This window comes from Pseudomonas abietaniphila, assembly GCF_039697315.1.
GTDB lineage: Bacteria > Pseudomonadota > Gammaproteobacteria > Pseudomonadales > Pseudomonadaceae > Aquipseudomonas > Aquipseudomonas abietaniphila_B.
In genome coordinates this window covers 5,095,296-5,117,110 of sequence record NZ_CP155619.1, presented here as the reverse complement: position 1 = coordinate 5,117,110, position 21,815 = coordinate 5,095,296, and the positions used below count along the sequence as shown (strand labels likewise).

Annotated in this window: 15 protein-coding genes; 1 reads left to right on the top strand and 14 read right to left on the bottom strand. The window is 60.2% G+C overall.

The genetic code is table 11. The features are described from left to right. Positions 1-24: 24 nt before the first annotated feature. The 9 genes from ABDX87_RS22520 to ABDX87_RS22480 form a co-directional block, all read right to left on the bottom strand. Positions 25-2,967, bottom strand: a complete 2,943-nt coding sequence (locus ABDX87_RS22520; protein WP_346829851.1) for a TIGR00180 family glycosyltransferase — start codon at positions 2,965-2,967, stop codon at positions 25-27. Positions 2,968-3,137: 170 nt separating this feature from the next. Then, complete coding sequence (locus ABDX87_RS22515) at positions 3,138-6,719, bottom strand: glycosyltransferase (RefSeq protein ID WP_346829850.1); 3,582 nt, start codon at positions 6,717-6,719, stop codon at positions 3,138-3,140. A gap of 121 nt (positions 6,720-6,840) precedes the next feature. Continuing rightward, positions 6,841-8,451: a flagellar hook-associated protein 3 gene (locus tag ABDX87_RS22510; protein ID WP_346829849.1), complete on the bottom strand. Its 1,611-nt coding sequence runs from the start codon at positions 8,449-8,451 to the stop codon at positions 6,841-6,843. A gap of 13 nt (positions 8,452-8,464) precedes the next feature. Continuing rightward, positions 8,465-10,507, bottom strand: coding sequence for a flagellar hook-associated protein FlgK (flgK, locus tag ABDX87_RS22505; RefSeq protein WP_346829848.1), 2,043 nt, complete (start codon positions 10,505-10,507; stop codon positions 8,465-8,467). A gap of 10 nt (positions 10,508-10,517) precedes the next feature. Then, complete coding sequence (gene flgJ / locus ABDX87_RS22500; RefSeq protein ID WP_346829847.1) at positions 10,518-11,792, bottom strand: flagellar assembly peptidoglycan hydrolase FlgJ; 1,275 nt, start codon at positions 11,790-11,792, stop codon at positions 10,518-10,520. 10 nt (positions 11,793-11,802) lie between these two features. Next, entirely contained in the window at positions 11,803-12,912 is a 1,110-nt protein-coding gene (locus ABDX87_RS22495) for a flagellar basal body P-ring protein FlgI (protein WP_346829846.1), read from the bottom strand. Positions 12,913-12,925: 13 nt separating this feature from the next. Continuing rightward, entirely contained in the window at positions 12,926-13,639 is a 714-nt protein-coding gene (flgH, locus tag ABDX87_RS22490; protein ID WP_346829845.1) for a flagellar basal body L-ring protein FlgH, read from the bottom strand. 110 nt (positions 13,640-13,749) lie between these two features. Then, a complete protein-coding gene (gene flgG, locus ABDX87_RS22485) occupies positions 13,750-14,538 on the bottom strand; it encodes a flagellar basal-body rod protein FlgG (protein WP_346829844.1) in 789 nt (262 codons plus the stop codon). 47 nt (positions 14,539-14,585) lie between these two features. Continuing rightward, positions 14,586-15,326, bottom strand: coding sequence for a flagellar basal body rod protein FlgF (locus ABDX87_RS22480; RefSeq protein ID WP_346829843.1), 741 nt, complete (start codon positions 15,324-15,326; stop codon positions 14,586-14,588). A gap of 284 nt (positions 15,327-15,610) precedes the next feature. Between ABDX87_RS22480 and ABDX87_RS22475 the strand changes: the two genes are divergently transcribed. After that, a complete protein-coding gene (locus ABDX87_RS22475; protein ID WP_346829842.1) occupies positions 15,611-15,787 on the top strand; it encodes a hypothetical protein in 177 nt (58 codons plus the stop codon). A gap of 211 nt (positions 15,788-15,998) precedes the next feature. Here the strand turns inward: ABDX87_RS22475 and ABDX87_RS22470 are convergent, their stop codons facing one another. The 5 genes from ABDX87_RS22470 to flgB all read right to left on the bottom strand — a co-directional run bounded on the left by ABDX87_RS22470 (position 15,999) and on the right by flgB (position 21,290). Then, on the bottom strand, positions 15,999-17,810 hold the full coding sequence (locus tag ABDX87_RS22470; RefSeq protein ID WP_346829841.1) for a flagellar hook protein FlgE: 1,812 nt from the start codon (positions 17,808-17,810) through the stop codon (positions 15,999-16,001). 563 nt (positions 17,811-18,373) lie between these two features. Continuing rightward, complete coding sequence (gene flgE / locus ABDX87_RS22465; protein ID WP_346829840.1) at positions 18,374-19,696, bottom strand: flagellar hook protein FlgE; 1,323 nt, start codon at positions 19,694-19,696, stop codon at positions 18,374-18,376. Between the two features lie 28 nt (positions 19,697-19,724). Then, entirely contained in the window at positions 19,725-20,420 is a 696-nt protein-coding gene (gene flgD / locus ABDX87_RS22460) for a flagellar hook assembly protein FlgD (protein WP_346829839.1), read from the bottom strand. Positions 20,421-20,435: 15 nt separating this feature from the next. Then, a complete protein-coding gene (gene flgC, locus ABDX87_RS22455; protein WP_346829838.1) occupies positions 20,436-20,879 on the bottom strand; it encodes a flagellar basal body rod protein FlgC in 444 nt (147 codons plus the stop codon). A gap of 3 nt (positions 20,880-20,882) precedes the next feature. Next, the gene (flgB, locus tag ABDX87_RS22450) at positions 20,883-21,290 is read right to left on the bottom strand and encodes a flagellar basal body rod protein FlgB (protein WP_346829837.1); all 408 of its coding nucleotides are present in this window, start codon (positions 21,288-21,290) and stop codon (positions 20,883-20,885) included. Positions 21,291-21,815 lie beyond the last annotated feature (525 nt).

Sequence of the window (21,815 nt, the reverse complement as noted above, 5' to 3'; positions counted from 1 at the left end):
ACGGTGTCCTTTAACGAGGCGACTTCAGACGAGCCACTGCTGCCAGTTCACACCGCTGGCAGCGCCTAGGGTGAAGCCGGTTCCGGTCAATGCCAGATTCTGGTTATAGGCCAGGTCGTGAGCGAACGCGCCGGCCCACTTTTCCTGCACGGCAGCCAGCGCCGTCGGAGCGTCAGGCTGGTGGCCTGGGTGAATGATGTGCACCTGAGGGGTCCAAACGGTCAGGAACCCGTTCTGGCCGATTTTCAGGCACAGATCGACGTCTGCGTACGCGTCGGCAAACCGATCGTCATCGAAGCCGTCCACGGCGTTGAACAGCGCCTTGCGCACCATCAGGCAGGCCCCGCTCACCGCCGAATAGTTCTGCTCCAGCATCAGGCGTTGCAGGTAACCCGGCGCATCTTTGGCCTGCCCCAGGAAAGCCGATCCGACTGCTCCGTTCATACCCAGAATCAGACCCGCGCCAGTGACCGCACCCTCGCGATCGATCAGCTTGGCGCCCACTACACCCACTTCTGGACGCATGGCGTGATTGAGGAGCGCGTCGATCCAGTTTGGATTGACCACCTCACTCTCCGGCGACAAGAAGACGAGGTATTCACCTTCGGCGTGCTGCGAGGCGGTGTTGGCCAATGCCGCATCGCTCAGACGTTGCTCACTGCGCAGGATACGAATACGTTTGTTCTGCTGCTGTTGGCGGTCGAGCCATTCGTGCAGCTCATCGGACTGACTCCCGTTGTCGGCGATCAGCACCTCATAACGGGTATAGCGCGTGCGCTGCAGGATGGCTGTCAGGCAACGTTGCAGCTGAGCCTGATTATCCTCACTGCGCAGGATCAGCGAGACCAGGGGGCGCTCGCTGTGGCGGTAGTCAATCTGCCAGGTGCCCGGCAACGATGAGGTGACTTGAGCCTTGTAACCCAGCGCACTGAGGTGCCGGGTGAGCGTCAGCCGCTCATCAGCATTGTCTTGCAGGCTCGGCGCGTCAGCGATCAACAGCGGCTCATCCAGGTGTGCGAGCCACGCAGGGCCGCCCTGTTCGATGATGCGCAGCAAGAGATCGAACTCAAGAGCGCCCGCGTAATCCGGGGAGTAACCGCCGACATCAAGCAGCACATCCTTACGCACCAACCAATGGCGAGCCATCAACGCTGGAACACGCAGCAGCAGATCGAGATTGAATCCAGGCCTGAAGACGTCCTTCAGCGCGCCATTGGACGAGCGCTGGATTTCATCGCCCGCCACCGCACGCACCTGCGGCGCATCCTGCAACTCCAGCGCGGCACGCAGCAGGCCGCTGGATATGAACTGATCGCCCGCCTCTGCCAGCAGCAACCAGGTGGACGTCGACTGCCGTGCGATCTGATTGAGTTTGTCGACATAGTTGCTTTTGCTGACTTTGACGAAATGCAGCGTGTTCTGAACCGAGGTCGCCACCGGTGGCTCGCCTGTGGTGAACACGACAATCTTGAACGACCGATAAGCACCCTCGACGAGGCTGTCCAGGGTGATCTGAAGTTTTTCCAGATCGTCGTCAAGGTCAAGCAGAAAGATGCCGAGCTGAGGCGCTGCGCCGCGACGGCTCAGGGACGCGTTAGCTCGAGCGGCCTCGTCGGCGCTCGGACGACGGGCATCCAGCCAATTGAGCAATTGCCCTGACGGCGTGGCTTGCAACAATTGATGACGATCAACGGTGGCGACCTCACCCAGACGTTGCAGCCAGGCATGCATGCCGCGCGCTTCGTCCGGCTCATTGAGCGTATCCAGTTGATCGGCCAGGTGCGCAACCACTGCCGTGTTAAACACGTTGATGTCCAGCGCTTTCCACAGGCGGTCGGTGATGGTCTCCGGCGTATCGTTGTCATGCCGCGCCAATAGCTGCTCCTGCAAGACCCAGGCCCCTTCCAGCGCTTGCAGCTGCGCATCGCCCGCTGGAATCGCACCGATGAGAAATTCGATGTCGGCCAACTGGTCGAAGAACGTCTGATTGTAGAAAGGCAACTCGACGTACTGATTCGAGCCGAACTGTCGGACCGGATCGGCCAGCGGGCTTTTCCACGTTGACTCGACAATCAGTTCATGGGCCGAGGCGGCGTCCTCACGAACACATTTGAGCAGTGTCTCGAAGCTTTTGAGTACAAACCCTTGCGCAGCCCGCGCGTCGTGCCCCAACGCCGTCTTTGACATAGAGGCCAGAAACTCGGCGAACGATTCCCGGGTGGCCTTGGATGCCGGATCGGCATTGCTCAACGCGGCGACCTGTTGCGCCTTGTTGCGAGCGGGGGCATCCGCCACTTCGCGCACCGCGTAAGGCACCGGCAGCACGCGCGCCTTGGCGCTGGCGAACAGGTACCAGGCGACGCCGGTTTCGTGCCATTGCGCACTGATGCCTTGCGGCATGGATCGGTACCAATGACGCAGCAACTCGGTACGCGTGACGGCGTGAAACGGCGAGATGAATGCGCCCATCGCCTGCAGAATTCGCTCCTGCACGTTCGCTGAGCTGAAATCTTCCTGGACTTTTTTATCACGACGGAAGTAGTCGACCTGATGACCGGTACTGCGATAGCTGAGCGAATAACCGTGACAGAAACCGTAGTCAGGATGGTCCTGCAAAAAACTCACGCTCTCGGCCATCGCGCCCGGGAGGATGAAGTCATCATCATGAGCAAAGGTCAGGTAAGGCGTGGTGACAAGCTCGGCAACATGGGCACGCTTGTCTTGCTCACTGGCCTGGGCGAGCTGTGGCACGTGCAAGTAAGTGACCAGGGGTGCGCGGATGCGATCATCGCCCTCTGCCAGAAGCGATGAGTCCAGCACCAGCACCGGGCCGGCGTAAGCACGGTAGTACTGCAGCGTGCGACGCAAAAAGTCAGACCGGTCTTGCGTCAGCACGACCAGTGTATTGAGCTCGCTTGACGCTGCGGTTTTTTTGACACTGGACGCTTGAGTCGTAACGCCGGACATTGCCCATCCCCACCGAAATTGAAGTCGAGGCCTTGATAATCGGCCTCACAGGCCATGCACCGCGCCGGAAAATCTGCGGTGCATGACGTTATTCAGGGGAGATTGCAGGAAACGCGCCAGCTCGGTTCGCTGGTGTGGGTCCATCAGCGGCCCGTGCAAGCAACCGATGCCTAGTCCGCCAGCCAGCCGTTGACCCAATATTGAAGGTTATCGCCGCGCAGCATGAAGTCGCGCATTACCGCTTCGTGCAGTTCGTCCCCCATGCGATAGCTCGCATCAGGGTCCGCGAGGTGCATGCGAATCGCTTCCAGCCACTCTTGGGTGGAGTTGGTGGTAATGCGGGTACACGGCAAGTAGCCCCGGTAGGCCTCGGTATCCGTGCAGATCACCGGATAGCCGCACGCGCCATACTCCAGCAGACGCAGGTTGCTCTTGCAGTCGTTGAAAATGTGGTACTCCAGCGGCGCCAGTGCCAGGTCGAGGTTGAGACTGGACAACTTGGCCGGGTAAGCCTCAAGACTTACAGCCGCATGAAACTCCTTGAGGTATGGCCGCAGTTCTTCAGGGCACATGCCGAAGAACACCCAATCCACCTCGTCGGCCAGTTCTCGGATGACCTGCGCAATGATCTCCAGATCGCCGCCATGACTGGTGCCCCCGCCCCAGCCCACTCGCGGCTTGAACGACGTGCGACGCTGCGCCCGACGCCCCGTCCACAAGTGGGGTGCAAGCATGTTCGGCACCACACGAATGTCGTGATGCATCGACGACAACGCATTGCCCAATGCCTGGGTCGACACGACAACGCGGTCACACAGACTGATCCCCCGGCGCACCACTGCCTCCAGGTTAGTGGGCATGTGTCGGCCATGGGCGTTTTTCTTTGGCACGCTGATCACGTAGTCATCAAGCTCAAAAATCCGACGCGCATTCGAGAAGGTCTTCAATCGCACCGTGTCTTCCATGGACGCTTCGTGATAACGCCCCTGTAGCACAATGACGTCGGGCGACCGACGCTCCAGCTCGATGGTGGTGGGTGCATCGTACGAGATCTGCCCTATGATCCTGTCCGCAGCGGCCAGCTCGGTAAACGGTTGGGTCACCCGATAATGACCCACTGCGGTCGCGTTCATCGGCAACGCCAGCACACTGGGTAACGAGCGTTCGGAGAACGGCGACCACCCCGTGCGCAGGCCAGGATCAAGGCGGAAGCTGTAAGCGTCCAGCGTCAGGCTCGGGTTGTAGGCAGGGTCTCGGGCAATGATCGGCAACCAGCGCAGGTACAACGTTTCGAGCTCCTGGGTGCGCCTTTTCTGGGCCGCCTCATCCACCGGCCTGCCCGATTGATCGCCCAGCGCCATCACCGCATACGGCGTCCAGACCACCCGGTAGCCGAGTTGACGAATGCGCAGGCACAGGTCCACTTCACTGAACGTATCGGCGAACGCGTCAGCGTCCAGCGTACCCGCCTGATCGAACACCGACTTGCGCACCATCAGGCAGGCCGGACCGACGGCACTCAGGTCCTGAACCACCTGCAAGCGCTGCATGTAACCCGGTGCCTGAAGTGACTCCCCGTAGAACGGCGTCGCTGCGGCATTCTGCAGCCCCAGGATCAGGCCCGCATGAACGATGGCGCCATTGGGATCGAACAGTTTGCCGCTGACCACACCGACCTCAGGCCGTTGTGCATGGATCAGCAGCTCGTCCAGCCAATCCCCCTGAGTGATGACGATGTAGGGGTTCAGCATCAGCAGGTATTCGCCGCGTGCATGAAGGGCCGCCAGATTGCGCAAGTGCGTGATGCTGGTCTGCTGTTCGCATAACAACACCCTCACCTTGTCGCCCCCCATACCGGCCAGCTCGTTCAACCAGGCCAGCGCATCAGGGCTGTCGCTGGCGTTGTCGATGATCAGCAGTTCGTAATGAGCGTACGCAGTGTGCTCAAGCACGGTTTCAAAACAGCGCTGCAACGCGGCCAACTGATTACGATGGCTGACGATGATCGACACCCGTGGCTGATCGTCATGGCGGTAGTCGATACGGTTCAACAGCGCCTGATGGCCCTGACGAATCTGGTGGGCGATACCGCAACGTTGCAGATGCGCGTGCACCACACGCGGATTCTGCTCGATCACGGCACTGGACGTCAGCCATTGGCCCAACGGGAACTGGCTTTCCAGCAGCAGGTCGGCCACATGGCCGACCGCCGCGTCGCCGTCAGCCTCAACCAGACGCCACAACGTGTCATGGGGTGCCATTTCGCCGAAATCGGCGTCGAATCCACCGAGGTCCAGGAAACGCTGACGGTTGAATGCCAGCGCTCGGCCAACGTAGGGATAGCTGCGCAAAAAATCGAGGTTGAATGCCGGTTTGAACACCGGCTCCGCCGACTCGCCCTCACGAAGCGCACCTTCGTCACTGTAGAGACACGCCAGTTGAGGCGAGGTGGCAATGCGATCGGCCAGGGTGAGCAACGCCGGGCGGACCAAACGGTCACCTGCACGGAGCAGATAGAACCAATCCGCGCCCTCAAGCTGAGCCAGTAAACCGTTCAACTGTGTATGCCAGTCGCTCTCCAACGGCAGCTTGAACACACGGTCTTCCAGCACTGGCTCGCTGACCGACTCGCTCAGCAAGAGTACAAGTTCTGCCGGATAAAACTGTTCGGCGAGGCTGTCGAGCGTCAGCGTACGACGGGCACTGCGGTTATGGTCGTCGACGACCACTGCGACGATTTTCGGCTGCATCGGCAAGCGATGCAGCCGGTCAGGCAGCAAGGCCAGCTGCTGCGGCGTGAAGGTGCGGCAACTGAGCCATTGGGCGTACAACTCGGCGAAGCTCTGGCTGTCGACACCGACCTTGAGTGGCAACACGGCCTGCTGACTGCCCAACGTTCGGCTCAGCGCCAATTCCTCCCAGACACGCGGCTGCTTGCCCGCATTCTCCAGCTCCACATACCGGACCCAACCCTGGGCCGGGGGCGGCTCGCTGGTGCGTGCCTTGAGCAGGTCCACCAGCCATTGCAGCTCATTGACGGCGGCGGTGCGCATCGCTTGCTGGCGGCTCAGACGCTCCGGATGAAGACGCTCCACGCTCAATACCTGGTTGAGCACCACCAGATTGCCGCGACGCAGCAGACAGGTATAAAGCGCCAGATCGAGCATGGCAGCGAAGCCCTGCTCTGCCCCCGTCAGCGCCGGAAAGAACGCCTCGACGTCCGCACGCCGAAACAGGGCACTGGTGAAACTGCCGAGAAAATTGGAGGGGAAATTCTCGAAAATCGCCAGCATGTCAGTGCCCAGAAACACTGAGTTTTTGGGAGCCACCGGGGTGTTTTCGAGGCGTGAAGGCAGCTGGATGCTGTCCGCATCCCACAGAAAACGCTGCGCCAGCACCAGGTTCACGTCAGCGTTCTGATCGAAGCCCTGGGCCTGCAGCGTCACACACCCGGGGAACAGACGATCGTCGTCGCACAGAAACTTGATGTATTCACCACGCGCCTGGGACAAGCATTGTTTCAGGTTGCCAACAAATCCCAGGCGCTGAGAATTGCGCACATAGCGCAATTGCACGGTGCTCAGCGCGCGGAGACTCTCGACGATGTCGCTGATCTCGTTGTCACGGGAGTCGTCACAGACGATGACTTCCAGGCGGCTGTACGTCTGGGTCAGAGCGCTGGCAAGTGCCGCTTGAAAGAAACGGGGGTTGTAGGCGGGAATGACGATGCTGACGAGAGGAACTGAATTCACGGGCGGGCTCACGAGCGGCGCCTCCCCTTGCTCCAAGGATCGGCCTAACCGCTGACAATAACGGTTGATGCTCAGCGGCGGCGGCGCCTGAAACACAGGGCGCCGCCTTCCGGTGGTGCGATTACAACTTGCTGAACAGGTTCAGCGCGGACAGTTGGGTAAACACCAGTTGCGAGGCCTGCAGCATGGTTTTCTGCAAGGTCAGACGCGCAATGGCATCCACCGGGTCAGACGCCGTGATCGTGCTCGACTCGGTGGTACCGTTGTCGAGCAGATTCTGGTTGGTCACACCCTGATCAGTCGCGGTTCTTGCTCGCGCGCCGCCGTCGCTCACCGCGTCGTTGATCTGGTTGGCCGCGCTTGTCAGGTTGCCAATGGTCGAGGTCAAGGTGGCTTGCAGGTTCTGCTTCGCGACGGGGTCGCCATCGACCTTGCCGTTGAGTGCAGTGATCATGTTCGACAACGTGTTCAGTACGTTCTGGGTCTGCTGACTCGACGACTGAGCGGTGAATTGATCACCTGCGACCGGCGCAGGTGGTGTACCGCTGAGCGTGAAGGTCACACCCGCTGCAACCGCCTGGTTGGCGACCGGCGTGCCGCTCAGGGTGCCGCTGGACACCGGCGAGCTGGTGGCCGGGTCGTAAGGTGCTGCGTACAGATCGAAGTTGGTGGCGCTGGTGAATCGAAGAATGGCGCCGCCGGATGGGAACGTCTTGTCGAACGTGGCCTGGTCCGTGACCGTGGATCCGGTGATCACGGTGGTCGACGGGTTACCCGGCAGACGCGCCGTGCTGACGGTACTCGGAGACACGGCCAACTGGAAGCTGTGCGCGGGCGTGGTCAGGGCCGTATCGGCCAACGACGAATCCGCGTACTGCGCATCGGTCAGGTTGATGTTCAGGTTCAGTTCCAGGCCACGGAAGCCGATGGTCTGGTTGGCTGCGCTGGTGGAGCTGAATTTGCCGGCGGAGGTGGCTTCGGCCGTGACGTCTGCCCCGGAACCGTCCGTAATTTTGTACTGCGTGCTGCTCGTGAAGGTAATGCTGTAAGGCTGGCCCGCCGTGAACTTGCTGTTGTAATCGGCCGAATTGCTGACGCTGCCGCCGGACAACGAAACGATGCCGTCGTCGGTCGCCGGGGAGGTGCGCGTGGTCGAGGTGCGCGTGGTGTTGACCGCCTGCTCGAACGCATCCCAGCCTGTCGTGTTGCTGGCCATGCTGATGCCGCTGCCGATCGCCAGTGTGTTGCGCGTCTGGTCGCCCTGGTAGCTGTAGGTGCCATCCGGGTTGACCGCATACGGCGGCGTGCTGGATTTCGAGCCGGAGAACAGGTAGGAGCCATTGGCATCCTTGCTGTTCATCAGGCCCAGGATTTGCGTCTGCAATTCTTTGAGCTCGGCGGCGCTGGCCTGACGGTCTTTGTCGGTGTAGGTGGCGTTCCCCGCCGCCAACACCAGCTCCTGAGCACGTTGAATGGACGAGGTGATCGCGTTCAGCGCGGTTTCGGTGTTCACCACGCCGGTGTTGATGGTGTCGATGTTGGACTTGTACTGATTGAGCATCGTGCCCATCTGCTGCAACTGCAGCACGCGCGCCGCACCCACCGGGTCATCGGCAGCCGTGTTGAGCTTGATCTGACTGGCGACTTCGTCACCGGTCTTGGTGACGTTGGCATAGGTGCGCGAGTAGTTTGCAGCGCTGGTTTCGTAAAACTGAGAAGTAGAAATACGCATGGATTACGACCCCTTAAAGACTGTTGATCAGCGTGCTGAAGATGGCTTGAGCCGCTTTGATGATCTGCGACGACGCGGTGTAGTACTGCTGGTACTTGACCAGGTTGGCGGCTTCTTCATCCAGCGAAACGCCCGAGACACTGTCCCGCGAGCTTTTCGCCTGGGCCAGTACGGCCGTGGTCGCCGTGGCATCGTCCTTGGCTTGGGCGGCCTGAGACCCGACCGTCGTGATCATCTTGCTGTTGGCATCGCTCATGCTCATGCCAGTGCCGTTGCCCGAGGCCGTGTCTATCGTCTGCTTGGTTTGCAGGCCCATTGCAACTTCAGCGTTGCGGTTGTCGGAGGAGCCCGCACCGGTCAGGTTGATGCTGTAGGTGTCACCCGATTCCGGTGTCCCAGAGATAGACATGCCGATCTTGAAGGACTGCGCGGTGCCGGAAGAGTCGGTGTAACCCACTTCCATGCTGATGTCGTTGTTCTGGCCCTGAACGATACTGCCGGTGATCGGGTTGCCGTTCTTGTCCTTGACCGCCGCTCCGTTGGCATCGACCAGCGAGTACGCCTGAGCGCCACCCGAGACCGCCCCCATCAACAGGCGCATCGGCGTCGCGCCGCCAATCGCCTTGCGCATGTCCGCGGTGGCCGTGGGGTTGTAGATATCGGCCTGGGTGTTCAGGGTTGGTTGGGAGAACGTGCCGGTGCCGGTGTTACTGCCGGTCGTACCTGTCAGCGGCGCGGCCACGGCGAGGGTCTTCGGATCGGTCATCACCGTCTTGATACCGCTGGCGGCAGTGTTCGTCGGGCTGACCTTGAAGCTGTCACCGGCAGCCACCGCACCACCGCTCAGCTTCAGCGAGAAGCCGTCGATGACCGGAGGCGGCGTCGTGGTCGTGCTGTAGGCACCCATGTCCTTGCCGTCCGGCAGCCGGGTGACGCTGTAACCGGTGGCGCTGGTAAACGTCACCTGATAATCGTTGGTCGTCAAAGCGCCCGTGTTGGCGATGGTCACGTCCAGGTTGCCGGAGCCTGCGCTGTTGCCCTTGGTGGCAATGCTGCGCTGGCTGGTCAGGCTCGGGTTGTTGATGCTGTTGAACAGGTTCGAGCCGAAGTCGCCGTTGGCGTCCACACCTTGATTCATCTGCTGGTTCATCTGGTCGGAGACCACCAGCGCCAGACGGCCCAGCTCATTTTGCGCAGGCTGCAACACGTCGCTGCGATAGCGCAGCAGACCGCCGATGGTGCCGCCGGTCACGACCGACGATACGTCGACGCTGCTGTTCTGGTAATTGAGCTTTAGCGAGTAGACGTTCGGGTCGCTGTCGCTTGGGCCGGCACTCAGCGTGTTGGCCTTGTTGCCCGTGACCAGCGGCTGACCGGTACCGATGTAGATGTCGTAGCTGCCGTTGTTGTCGACGACCTTGGCGCCTACCAGATCGTTGAGCTGGCGCACCGCTTCGTCACGGGAGTCGAGAAGCGAGTTGGGCTCGGCACCCGTGGCTTTGGCCTGCGTGATCTGCGAGTTCAGGTTGGCAATCGAAGACGCCAGCGAGTTCACCTGACCTGAAAGCGAGGTCAACTGGGTGTTGACGCTCGCATTCTGGTCCTTCATCTGCGAAGAGATGGCGTTGAACTGCCCTGCCAACGCTGAGGCGCTGGTCAGAAAGTTAGTGCGCGCAGACGAGTCGTTCGGTGATTTCGACAGCAGCTGCAGATTGCTGAAAAACTTGCTCAAGACCGTACTGATCCCGGTCGAGCTGTCCGACAGGATCGAGTCCAGCTTGCTCGCCTGCCCCAGGTACGCCTGGGCGTCGGAATTGAGCGATGTACTGCTTTGCACTTGGGTATTCAGGAAGCCGTTGTAGATACGGCGCACGTCGGACAGCGTGGTACCGGTGCCGATGAAACCCACGCCGATGTTCTGCTGCGCACCGGAGGTGGTCATCACCTGCTGACGCGAGTAACCCAGCGTATCAACGTTCGCAGTGTTGTTGCCGATGGTGGTCATCGCTGCACTGCTGGCGTTCAGTCCCGAAAGCCCAATTGAAATCAGTGACATGGTTCAAACCTTATAAAGTCGTGGAAGAGCCCGCTGCGGCTGCGTAGTTCTGGTAACTCTTCATCTGTTTCGCTATTTGAGAAATCTTGCTGGCATAGTCCGGGTCCGTGGCGTAACCGGCCTTCTGCAGCTCTTTCACAAACTGTTCCGGGTTATCGGCCGACTTCAGCGTGGCTTGATAGCGATTGTTGTTCTGCAGGAAGCTCACCAGGTCATGGAAGCTGCTGGCGTAGGAGTCGTAGGAACGGAAGTCCGCCGTCTCCTTGACCATCTTGCCGTCACGGAACTCGCTGGTGATCGCGCGGGCTTCAGGGCCTTGCCAGTTACCCTGTGCCTTGATGCCGAACAGGTTGTGACTGCTGCTGCCGTCGGACTGACGCATGATCGATTTGCCCCAGCCGGTTTCCAGCGCAGCCTGCGCCACGAGCACGGTCGGATCGACGCCGATACGCGCGGCGGCGTCCTTGGCCAGCGGCAGCATGGTCGAGACAAATTCGTCGGCATTGGCAAACGCCGCCTTGCCCGGCGCCAACGGGGTCTGCACCCGGCTGCGCACATAGGCATTGGCCTGGGCGGTGAATTCCGGGCCGATGGTCCAGTCGCCATTGCCCTGACTGCCGGCTTTTTTGGCAGCGTCGACGGCATTGGAAACAGCGATGCGATTCTTCAGCGTGGTCGCACTGGCAGCGGCATCCTGCGCGCCAGAGGTGTTCGGCACGATGCCTGCCAGGATCCGGTCGCTGAGCTTGCTGGGCAGCGACAGACGACGGGAATTCAGCGCGGCGACGTCGTTGTGCGGCGTGCCGTCGGCCGACGTGGCAGGCGCGGCAACGGAACGAGTGGCCCACAGCGGACGCTGGGCAACGCGGGTCGCCAGCCCTGACGGTGCCGAGGCGGCGTCAGGCTTGGCAGCGGCATTGAGTGCGTTGGTCGCAGGGGCGATTTCACTGGTCTTGTTCTTGGACAGTTGACGCATCAACACGTCCTGCAAACCGATACCACCGCCCTCGCGCGACATGCTCACCGACAACTGCTGGTCGTACATGTCCTGATACTGCCGCGTGGCCGCGGTGTTCATCGAGTTGTCCTTGGCCAGCACTTCGTTGGCCGAACGCATGGCCTTGAGCATCTGGCTGACGAACAGCGACTCGAATTCCTGCGCCACTTTCTTCAGGTTGGCATCGCTGTCGCGGTCGCCAGTCTTCAAAGCGGTCAGACGATTGAGGTCGGTATACGCTCCCGAATCACCCGCAGTACTGGACGGACCGCCACTTGGAATACTCATCGCTGCGCCCTTAAATCACGATCAGATCGGCTTGCAATGCGCCGGCCTGCTTGAGTGCTTCGAGAATGGCCATCAAGTCACCCGGGGCTGCGCCCACCTGGTTAACTGCACGCACGATTTCGTCCAGCGTGGTGCCGGGACCGAACTTGAACATCGGGTGCAGCTCTTGCTGAGCGTTGATCTTGGAACGCGGGACCACGGCCGTCTGGCCGTTGGAGAACGCACCCGGCTGACTTACCACCGGGTCTTCGGTAATGGTCACGGTCAGGCTGCCGTGGGTGACCGCAGCAGGCGACACCTTGACGTTCTGCCCGATGACGATCGTGCCGGTTCGCGAGTTGATGATGACCTTGGCCGAGGTCTGGCCCGGATCGATTTCCAGGTTTTCCAGCACCGACAGGTAATCGACGCGCTGGTTAGGGTCCAGCGGCGCGGTCACGCGTACAGAACCACCGTCCAGCGCCTGAGCAACGCCAGGGCCAAGCATGTCGTTGATCTTGTCGACGATGCGCTTGGCGGTGGTGAAGTCGTTGCGATTGAGGTTCAACGTCAGCGAGTTGCCCTGGTTGAAACCGCTCGGCACCGCGCGTTCCACCGATGCTCCGCCCGGGATACGACCCGACGACGGCACGTTGACGGTGATCTTGGAACCGTCACGGCCTTCGGCATCGAAGCCGCCGACCACCAGGTTGCCCTGAGCGACCGCATACACGTTGCCGTCGATACCTTTCATCGGGGTCATCAACAGGCTGCCGCCGCGCAGGCTTTTCGAGTTACCGATGGACGACACGGTGATGTCGATCTGCTGACCCGGTTTGGCAAACGGTGGCAGGTCGGCATAGACCGCCACGGCCGCAACGTTTTTCAGCTGCACCGTGCCCGAGCCCGCCGGCACCTTGATGCCGAACTGCGAAAGCATGTTGTTGAAGGTCTGCAGGGTGAACGGCGTCTGGGTGGTCTGGTCACCCGTGCCGTTCAGGCCCACCACCAGACCGTAACCGATCAATTGGTTGGTCCGCACGCCGGAAATGCTGGCGATGTCCTTCAGGCGCTCGGCGTGTGCGCCGATGGCCGTGGTGAACAGCAGCGCTGCCGCTATCAGTTGCTTGAACGTGATCATGGCTATCCCGGTATCAGAAAGGGAACAACGGGCTCAGGAAGAATCGGTCGAACCAGCCTGGCTGACTGGAATCGGCAAACGCCCCTGTACCGGAATATGTGATGCGCGCATCGGCCACGCGAGTGGACGACACGGTGTTGTCAGTGGCGATGTCATCAGCACGGATGAGGCCCGCGATACGCACCAGCTCGTCGCCGGTATTGAGCGTCATCCATTTCTCGCCACGCACCGACAGAATGCCGTTAGGCAGCACATCGGCCACGGTCACGGTGATCGAACCGGTCAGGCTGTTGCTCTGTGCGGCCTTGCCATCGCCCTTGGTGGCGCGGTCGCCGGTGTAGCCGGCGTCCAGACTCAGATCGCCACCACCCACTGGGTTGTTGGTGTTCACGCCCACACCGAACAGCGAGGTCAGGCCGACACTGGTTTTGCTGGTCTTGCTGATCCCGGAACTGGCTGCCTTGCTGGCCGCCATTCTCTCGGACAGGGTGATGGTGATGATGTCACCGACCCGGTAAGCCTTGCGGTCGCCGTAGAGGTTCTGCTCGAAACCGGCCTGATAGATCGAACCGTTGTTCGCCGCCGAAGGCAGCGGCGTTCGTGGCAACACCGGTGCGTAGTAAGGGTCATTGGGTTTGGCCGAAGGCGCAACGCAACCGGTCAGCAGCGCGATACCGCACAGCGGTGCTGCCAACAGGGAAAGCCGCAATACAGAAAGCCGTTTCATGACACTTAAAACCTCGCGGTGTAGCAGGCGGTTTTCAGGCGCCCCATCGGATTGATCAGGTGTTTCATTGAAGAACATCAGGTGTTTCAGGCTCCGTTTACAGCGCCGGATTACAAGTTCTGCGTCACGTACTGCAGCATCGAGTCGGCGGTCGAGATCACTTTGGAATTCATCTCGTAAGCGCGCTGAGTGGTGATCATGTTCACCAGCTCTTCCACGGTGCTGACGTTGGAGTTTTCCAGGGTGTTCTGCTTGACCACGCCCAGACCGTTCAGGCCCGGCGTACCGACCTGCGGCGCACCGCTGGAAGCAGTTTCCAGGTACAGGTTGCCGCCTTGCGATTGCAGGCCGGCCGGGTTGATGAAGTCGGCGGTCTGGATGTTGCCGATGATCTGTGGCGTCGCGGTGTTGGTCGACGTGGTGATCGACACGGTGCCATCTTCACCGACCGTGAAGGTCTGCGAGTCTTGTGGAACGACAATCGCAGGCTCCAGCGCATAACCGTTGGAGGTCACGATCTGGCCGTTCTGGTCGAGGTGGAACGTACCGTCGCGGGTGTATGCCAGGGTGCCGTCAGGCTGACGGATCTGGAAGAAACCACGGCCGTTCACCGCCATGTCCAGCGGCTGGTTGGTGGTTTGCAGGCTGCCCGCCGTGAAGTTTTTCTGCGTGCCGACGATGCGCACACCGGTACCCAGCTGCAGACCGGAAGGCAGCTCGCTGTCCTGAGTGGACTGAGCACCTGGCTGACGCTTGATCTGATACAGCAGGTCCTGGAACTCGGCGCGATCACTTTTGAAACCGGTGGTCGAGACGTTGGCCAGGTTGTTCGAAATGGTGGTCAGGTTGGTGTCCTGAGCCGCCAAGCCGGTTTTCGCAACATAGAGTGCCGGAAGCATTCGTGTTTCTCCTCGAGCGCCTGATTATCGGCGCAAGCTGTCAGTCATTAGCCCATTTGCAAGACGCGAGCCATCGACTCGTCATCCTGCTCGGCGGTCTTCATCATCTTGATGTGCAGTTCGAATTGACGGGACAACGCCAGCACCGAGGTCATTTCCTCGACGGCGTTGACGTTGCTCGACTGCAGAAACCCGGATTCCACCTGCACATCGGCATCGGCCTGCGCCGGTTTGCCGTCTTTGGTGTGCATCAGACCGTCGGGACCTTTTTCCATGTTCGCCAGGTCCGGCTTGACCAGCTTGATGCGGTCAATCTCAGCCATCACCTGCGGGCTTTCACCCAGGGAACGAACGCTGATCGTGCCGTCGGCACCGATCTCGATCTGCTGCTGAGGCGGCACGGCAATCGGCCCGCTGTTGCCCATGACCGGCAAACCATTGCCATCACGCAGCACGCCGAGGGCGTCAATGTTCATGCTGGAAGTGCGGGTATAGGCTTCGCCGCCGTCGGGAGTCTGGACTGCCATCCAGCCATTGCCTTTGACGGCAACGTCCAGTTCACGACCGGTGTCGATCATCGAACCCTGGCTGAAGTCCGTGCCCGGACGCTCGCTCATGGCATAGGCGCGCGACGGGTTAACCTCGCCAAACACCGGCATCGAGCGGGCCTGTTCAAGGTCGCGCTGAAACCCGTTGGTCGAGACGTTCGCCAGGTTGTTGGCATGGGCCTTTTGCGCAATGGCGTTTTCCGACGCACCGCTCATGGCCACGTAAAGCAACTTGTCCACAGTCTTCCTCCTCCGACAGACGTTTGCCGCCTGTAGCTGTACTGCAGAGGTCATAGCAATAATCGAACCAGTTTTTCAGCGGTGATACAAAGTGCTGATTTTCCAATGGTTACGGGGCCAAATCATTGCTGGCGACCGAGACGTTTTCTGGCCGCGACAGCGGACCGCCGCTTTGTACGCAATCCGTCGTCAGCGCCGCCAAAAATTTCGCGTGAGGCGCTTCACCCGAGGAGCGATAATTGCAGCGGTTCGCTCACCGGCCTTTTTTGCCACAGGAAACTGTCATGCGTTTGCCGCTCGTCTTCGCCCTCCTCCTCGCCTGCTCGACCGTGGCCGTTGCCGCGCGAGCGCCGTATTACCTGTGGCAGGGGAAGGATAAAACCGTCTGCGCACAGACCAGCCCCGGCAAGGGCTGGACCAAGGTCAGCAGAGGGTTTGTGAAGTCTGATTGTTCGATTTGAGTTGAATCGGGTGCTGACACAATCATCCACCCTTTAAGCGAGCATCCAGTCCACGCCTGTGGGAGCGCATTCATTCGCGAGAGGCCTGGGCAGGCGATAAAGATCCATCGCCAGATCGACCGCATCGCGAATCAATTCGCTCCCACAGGGTTATTCGATAGCCTTGGAAAGGCGGCGCACCCGGCATCCGCGCACGACGCCACCCTCTCGATCATGTCGCCCGAATTAACGTCTGCATCAACTCGGCTTCGGTGGACAGCGTTTTCGAGTTCGCCTGATAGGCCGTCTGCGCCTGAATCAGCTCCACCAACTCCTGCGACAAATCAACATTGGAGCCCTCCAGCGACTGCCCGGCGATGCTGCCCAGACTGCCGGTGGCGGGCCCGTCGTACTGGGCGACGCCCGACTCATGGGTCTCCTTCCACCGTGTGCCGGTGATGGGCTGCAACCCCTGATCGTTGGCAAAGCTGGCGAGCATGACCTGGCCGATCTTGCGGTTGAGGCCGTTGCTGAAACCGGCGCTGATAACGCCTGTGCGATCAATCGAGATCGCTCGGATTTCCCCCGGCGCGTGCCCATCCACAACCGGCGAGGTCAACGCCGTAGCTGCGCGGTACTGACTAAGCTTGCTCATGTCTATGACGATCCCGTCACCGTTGGCCGAAGCGCCGTTGCTGCCCCACGAACTGCCAGGACGACCACCCTCCAGCGGCTTGGCCGGCACCCAACCCGTCAGCGTCAATGTCTGGTTGGCACCCGACAAACCGGCACCGCCGACCAACGACTGCAAATTGCCCCGACTGTCGAACAGCATGCTGGCCGTGACCGGGTCCTTGCGACTGGGATCCTGCGGGTTCAGGCCGTCGACCAGCACATGCATCTTCCAGCTGTTGCTGCCGTCCTTCACGAAGTACTGCGTCATCGGATGCCCGTTGCCGAGGCTGTCGAATACCGTGGAGGTGAACATCTTGCTGTAGGTCGTCAGATCGTTCGGATTGAACATCGGGACCGGACGCGGGATGACGGCGTCCGTCGGGCTGAGCAAACTGCCGCTGGCATCGCTGAGCGGGATCGAAATCGGACCGGCATTGGCCGCATCACTCGGCACCCAACCGCCATTGACCTTGATCGCCGGGCGCCAGTCACGCAATGCCAGTTCAGTGTTGGACGTCTTTTCAATCGCCGCCGAAGTGCCCGTCAGGGACAGCGCGCCGTTGAGCTGGGTGTGCAACCCCACCTCCAGCGGCGACCTGTTCGAAGGATCCAACGGGTTGATGCCGTCAATGAGGATGTAAGAGGTCCAGGTGTTGTCGTCGAGTTTGACGAAGTATTGCTTGAGCTCATGATCCTGCGGTGGCACCGCGGCTTTTGCTGGCGTAACGACGATGCTGTTCCCCGCAGCATCGACACCCAGCACCTCCTTCACCTCCGGCACGCCCGCATCCTGAATCGTGCGGCTGACCATGCGGGTATACGTGCGCGCATCATCGGGATTGAAACGCGGGACAGCCGCCAGCGAAGCCGTCGCGGCGTCAAGGTTCACGGTCTGCTCCATCTTGCTCGTGGCCTGGGGTGCAAGGTTGGCGGTGTCGATTTTCAGGTCACTGCGCACCCCGCTGATGAGTTCGCCTTCGGTGTTGACGCCGTACCCTTGCAACCGACTGCCCTGGGCATCGACCACGAAGTTTTCCTTGTCCATGTGAAAGGCCCCCGAGCGCGTGTAGCTCAATGCGCCGCCGTCGCTCATCACGAAAAAGCCTTGACCCTGGATCTGCATGTCGAGCACACGCCCCTGGCTGGAAATCGCCCCGCCCTGCGCGAAGTTTTGTGACACGTTCGCTACGCGTACACCATCGCCCGAAGCGTAACGGCTGCCACCGAGCGCCGCCGATGAATAGAGTGCGGCGAATTCCGCCCGCGAAGACTTGAAACCTGAGGTATGGACGTTGGCAATGTTATTGCCGGCAACTTCCATTCGTTTATGCGCCGCGTGCAGACCGGCCACTGCGATGTTGAATGACATGAACTCTCCCTGAGCCGTTAAGCACGGCACGTCCGTCAATGCATGGGTTTCGCAGGCAAACGAATGCGATCGAAAGCGACCTCTCAATGGCATTTATTTGTCAGCGAATTCGAGTCTCGCATTAACGGAAGTAGGAAATTTCCAGGAAGAGAGTGGGATGACTCTTGATGTTTTTTGTACCGGAGTTGGCGGCGGTGCGGCTGTGATTCGGACGAAGATTCCCTGTGGGAGTCAGCTCGCTGACGAATGCCATGAGTCATTCAACAACGATGTATCTGATCTGCCGAATTCGTCAGCGAGCTGACTACCACAGGTCTGAAGTGGGCTCAGGACTGGTGAGCCAGCAGTGAATGCGTAGTTAACAAGCACGAGCAAAGCGAGCTCCGCTTTTGATCCTCATACCGAGGAAGCTCAAACACCACAAAACGCGACTTGGGTGCAGGCAAAACCATCTTACAAGGGTACGACGACAAAGGAGTCGCCAAACCAGGAGCAAGCACCCTCGAAACACCATAAAAAAAGCCCCTCCGAAGAGGGGCTTGATCAAACGCTATCAACCGTTATCAGGTCATCTGAATCGTGGTCTGCATGATGGTGCTTTCAGTCGAAATGGTCTTCGCATTCGCCTGATAGTTACTTTGTGCCTTGATCAGTTCGACCAGCTCGGTGGTCAGGTCAACGTTGGATTCTTCCAGCGCCGAACCGGTAATGTTGCCCAACGTACCGGACTCCGGCGCGCCGGTCACCGGGATGCCCGACGCATAGGTTTCACGCCACATGGTACCGCCCGCCGGGGACAGGCCCTGGACGTTGGCGAAGGTGGTCAGCGCCACCTGGCCGATGGTCCGAGACTGGCCGTTGGTGTAGGTGGCGAACAGGTTACCGCTGGCATCGACGTTCATCGCGCTGATCTGGCCGGTGTAGTTACCGTCTTGAGTCTTCGCGATCGCACCGCCCACCGCATTGGTTTGCGTGGTCGCCAGCATGTCCAGCTTCATGCCGCCCGCTGCCGCCGCTGCACCGTTCGCCGCCCAGGTCGTGGTCGAACCGACGGTCTTGCTCTGGCCCGGAACCCAGTTGGCGACCGTGAAGGTGCCGTCAGTGTTCACCACCATGTTGGCCGTCGACGTCGGCGCTGGCGTGGTCACCATGTTGCCGGCCGAGTCGAACGTCAGGTTGGTCACATCTGGCGTGGTTTTAGTCGGGTCATTGATGCTGCGACCGTCCACCAGGGTGTACATGTCCCAGGTATTGAGTCCCGTCTTCCGGAAGTACTGATCCAGTGAGTGCTCGTTACCCTGGCTGTCGTAGATTTTGGTGCTGTAGGTCAGGTCGTAGGTTTCGACCTTCGCCGGATCGAACGCGGCAGCGGTGTTGATTTCCTTGGACGAATCCAGGTTGGAGCTGATGGTAATGGTGCTCGTCGCCTTCGGCGGCATGTTCGAGGTGTCGACCTTGAGGTTGGTCAGGACGCCCGTCTTCACGTTGCCGTTGGCATCAACGCCGTAACCCTGCAGGTTATTGCCGTTGGTGTCGATGACGTTGCCGGCGGTGTCGGTATGGAAGTTACCGGCACGGGTGTACAGCTTCTCGCCATTGTTGCTGACCATGAAGAAGCCGTTGCCGTTGATCGCCAGGTCCAGATCGCGGCCGGTACCGGTGGTCAATGCACCCTGGGTGAAGTTCTGGGTCACGGCTGCGGTGGTCACGCCGCTGCCGACGTTGGTGCCGCCCGACGTGCCACGAATGGACTGTGCGTACTGGTCGGCGAATTCCGCGCGGGAAGACTTGAAGCCGACGGTCGCGACGTTGGCAATGTTGTTGCCGGTGACGTCGAGACTTTTATTTGCTGCGTAGAGCCCACTCAGACCGATATTGAAAGACATGTATCACTCCTGCGCCGTCGAGTCGGCTCTAGATTCCGATTTGTTGAACTTTGGACAAGGCAATGTTTTCGCCGTTGGCCAGGTTGAGCGTCATGGCACTGCCTGCCGAGCCCATGGTGACGCTCGTCACTGTCGCTGGGAGGTAGGTCGTGAGGCCGGTCTTCGTGCCGTCCAGGCTGCCCGAGGCTTTGAAGCTGTAGTTGCCGGTCGCCAGCGTCTGCCCCGCGTCGTCTTTGCCGTCCCAGGTAAAGCTGGCCTTGCCGGCCTTCTGCTCACCGAGATCGATCGTGCGCACGATGTTGCCTTTGCTGTCGTAGACATCGACGCTGGTCACGGTGCTGGTAGAAGGCAGAACGACTTGGCCGGTCATGCCTTTGGTGGTGTCCACATTGGTCGAGCCGCTGTCGACGATCACCGAGCGACCCACCAGCGACGATGCTTGCAGCGCTTGCGAGGACTGGTACATGCCGCCGATCGCATCAACCGACGTGCTCAGGTTCTGCATGGTTTCCAGGCTGCTGAACTGCGCCAGCTGCGCCACGAACTCGCTGTTGTCCTGTGGATCGAGCGGGTTCTGGTTCTGCATCTGGGTGACCAGCAGTTGCAGGAACGAATCCTTGCCCAGCGTGCTGGCGCCCGTGGTGGAATCGCCGGTCTTGCCGGAGGTCACCTGCTGCAACGACTTAAGGTAGTCGCTGCTGGTAGTGTCGTTAGTCACGCTCATTGCATACGCCCCTTATCACTGACCCAGGGTCAGGACCTTCTGCATCATTGTTTTGGCGGTGTTCATGACTTCCGCGTTGGTCTGGAACGAACGACTGGCCGAAATCATGTCCGCCATCTCGTTGACGACGTTGACGTTCGGGTAATAGACGTAACCGTTCTTGTCGGCTGCCGGGTGGTTTGGCTCGTAACGTGCTTCCAGGTTGGAAGCGTCTTCGACGATGCCGGAAACCTGCACGCCGGTGCCGGCCTGCCCCTGATCTTCGAACAGCGATGCGCTGCCGCCGGACTCCTGGCCCTGAAACACGGTAGCGAACACCGGGTGACGGGCGCGGTAGGTCTTGTCCAGACTGGACGAGACGGTCTCGGCGTTGGCGATGTTACTGGCGACGGTGTTCAGGCGAGTGTTCTGCGCACTCATGCCACTACCGGCGATATTGAAAACACTGGATAGAGACATGAATTACTCTCCGCGCAGGGCTGCTACCAGCCCTTTGAACTTACTGTTGAGCAAAGTGAAACTGGCCTGGAAGCCAATGGCGTTCTCGGCGTAGTTGGCGTTCTCGACCTGAGAGTCGACGGTGTTCTGGTCCAGCGAAGGCTGCGACGGCGTGCGGTACAGCAAGCTGGCGTCGCCATCGGTCAGGCCTTGCGCTTCGATATGACGGTTGTTGGTCATGTTGAGGGCGAAGGTGCCGTTGTTGGCCTTGTCGCTTTCGGCGGCCAACACCTTGGAAAAGTCCAGGTCGCGCGCCTTGTAGTTAGGCGTGTCGGCGTTGGTGATGTTGTTGGCCAGCACTTCGGCACGTTGGGCGCGGAAGTTCAGCGCCTTTTCGTGAATGCCCAGTGCTTTGTCGAAGCTGATGCTCATGTCGGGAAACCTTTACCGGTTGACCAGATGTTCGTGACATAGAGATAGCAAGCGGCGTGCCACTTTTGGAAAGGCCCGTATTCCGGGGGTTTCGGAGGCGATCGGCAAGGGTGATGCCAGAAAAGCGGCAAGCGATTTCCGCTGGTGGGGAGGCAAGCGGCAAGGTGGGTGCCGTTTTTTTGCCGCTATAGCGGTGGTGCTTTGATTGGCGGCGTTTAGAACTTTTGCACATCCGACGTTTGTGTTGGCGCTGACTAAGTGGTTCGTCCTAACGTCCGAACTGTTCCGCCTTCGGCGGGTTACTTGAAAACCGGAATGCCGGACTATCCCAAGTAACCAAGGGTCTCGCTCCCGGTTTGGCCTGCACCCAAGTCGCGTTTTGTGGCGTTTGGACCATCGCGCATGAAGAGCAAGATCAAAACCAGAGCAAGGGGAGAATCACCGCTCTGCTTTTGATTCTGCCGAAGGCGTAGGAGCGTGGCTTGTCCCGCGATCTGCCGGGAACCGGCAGCAAATCCGATACAT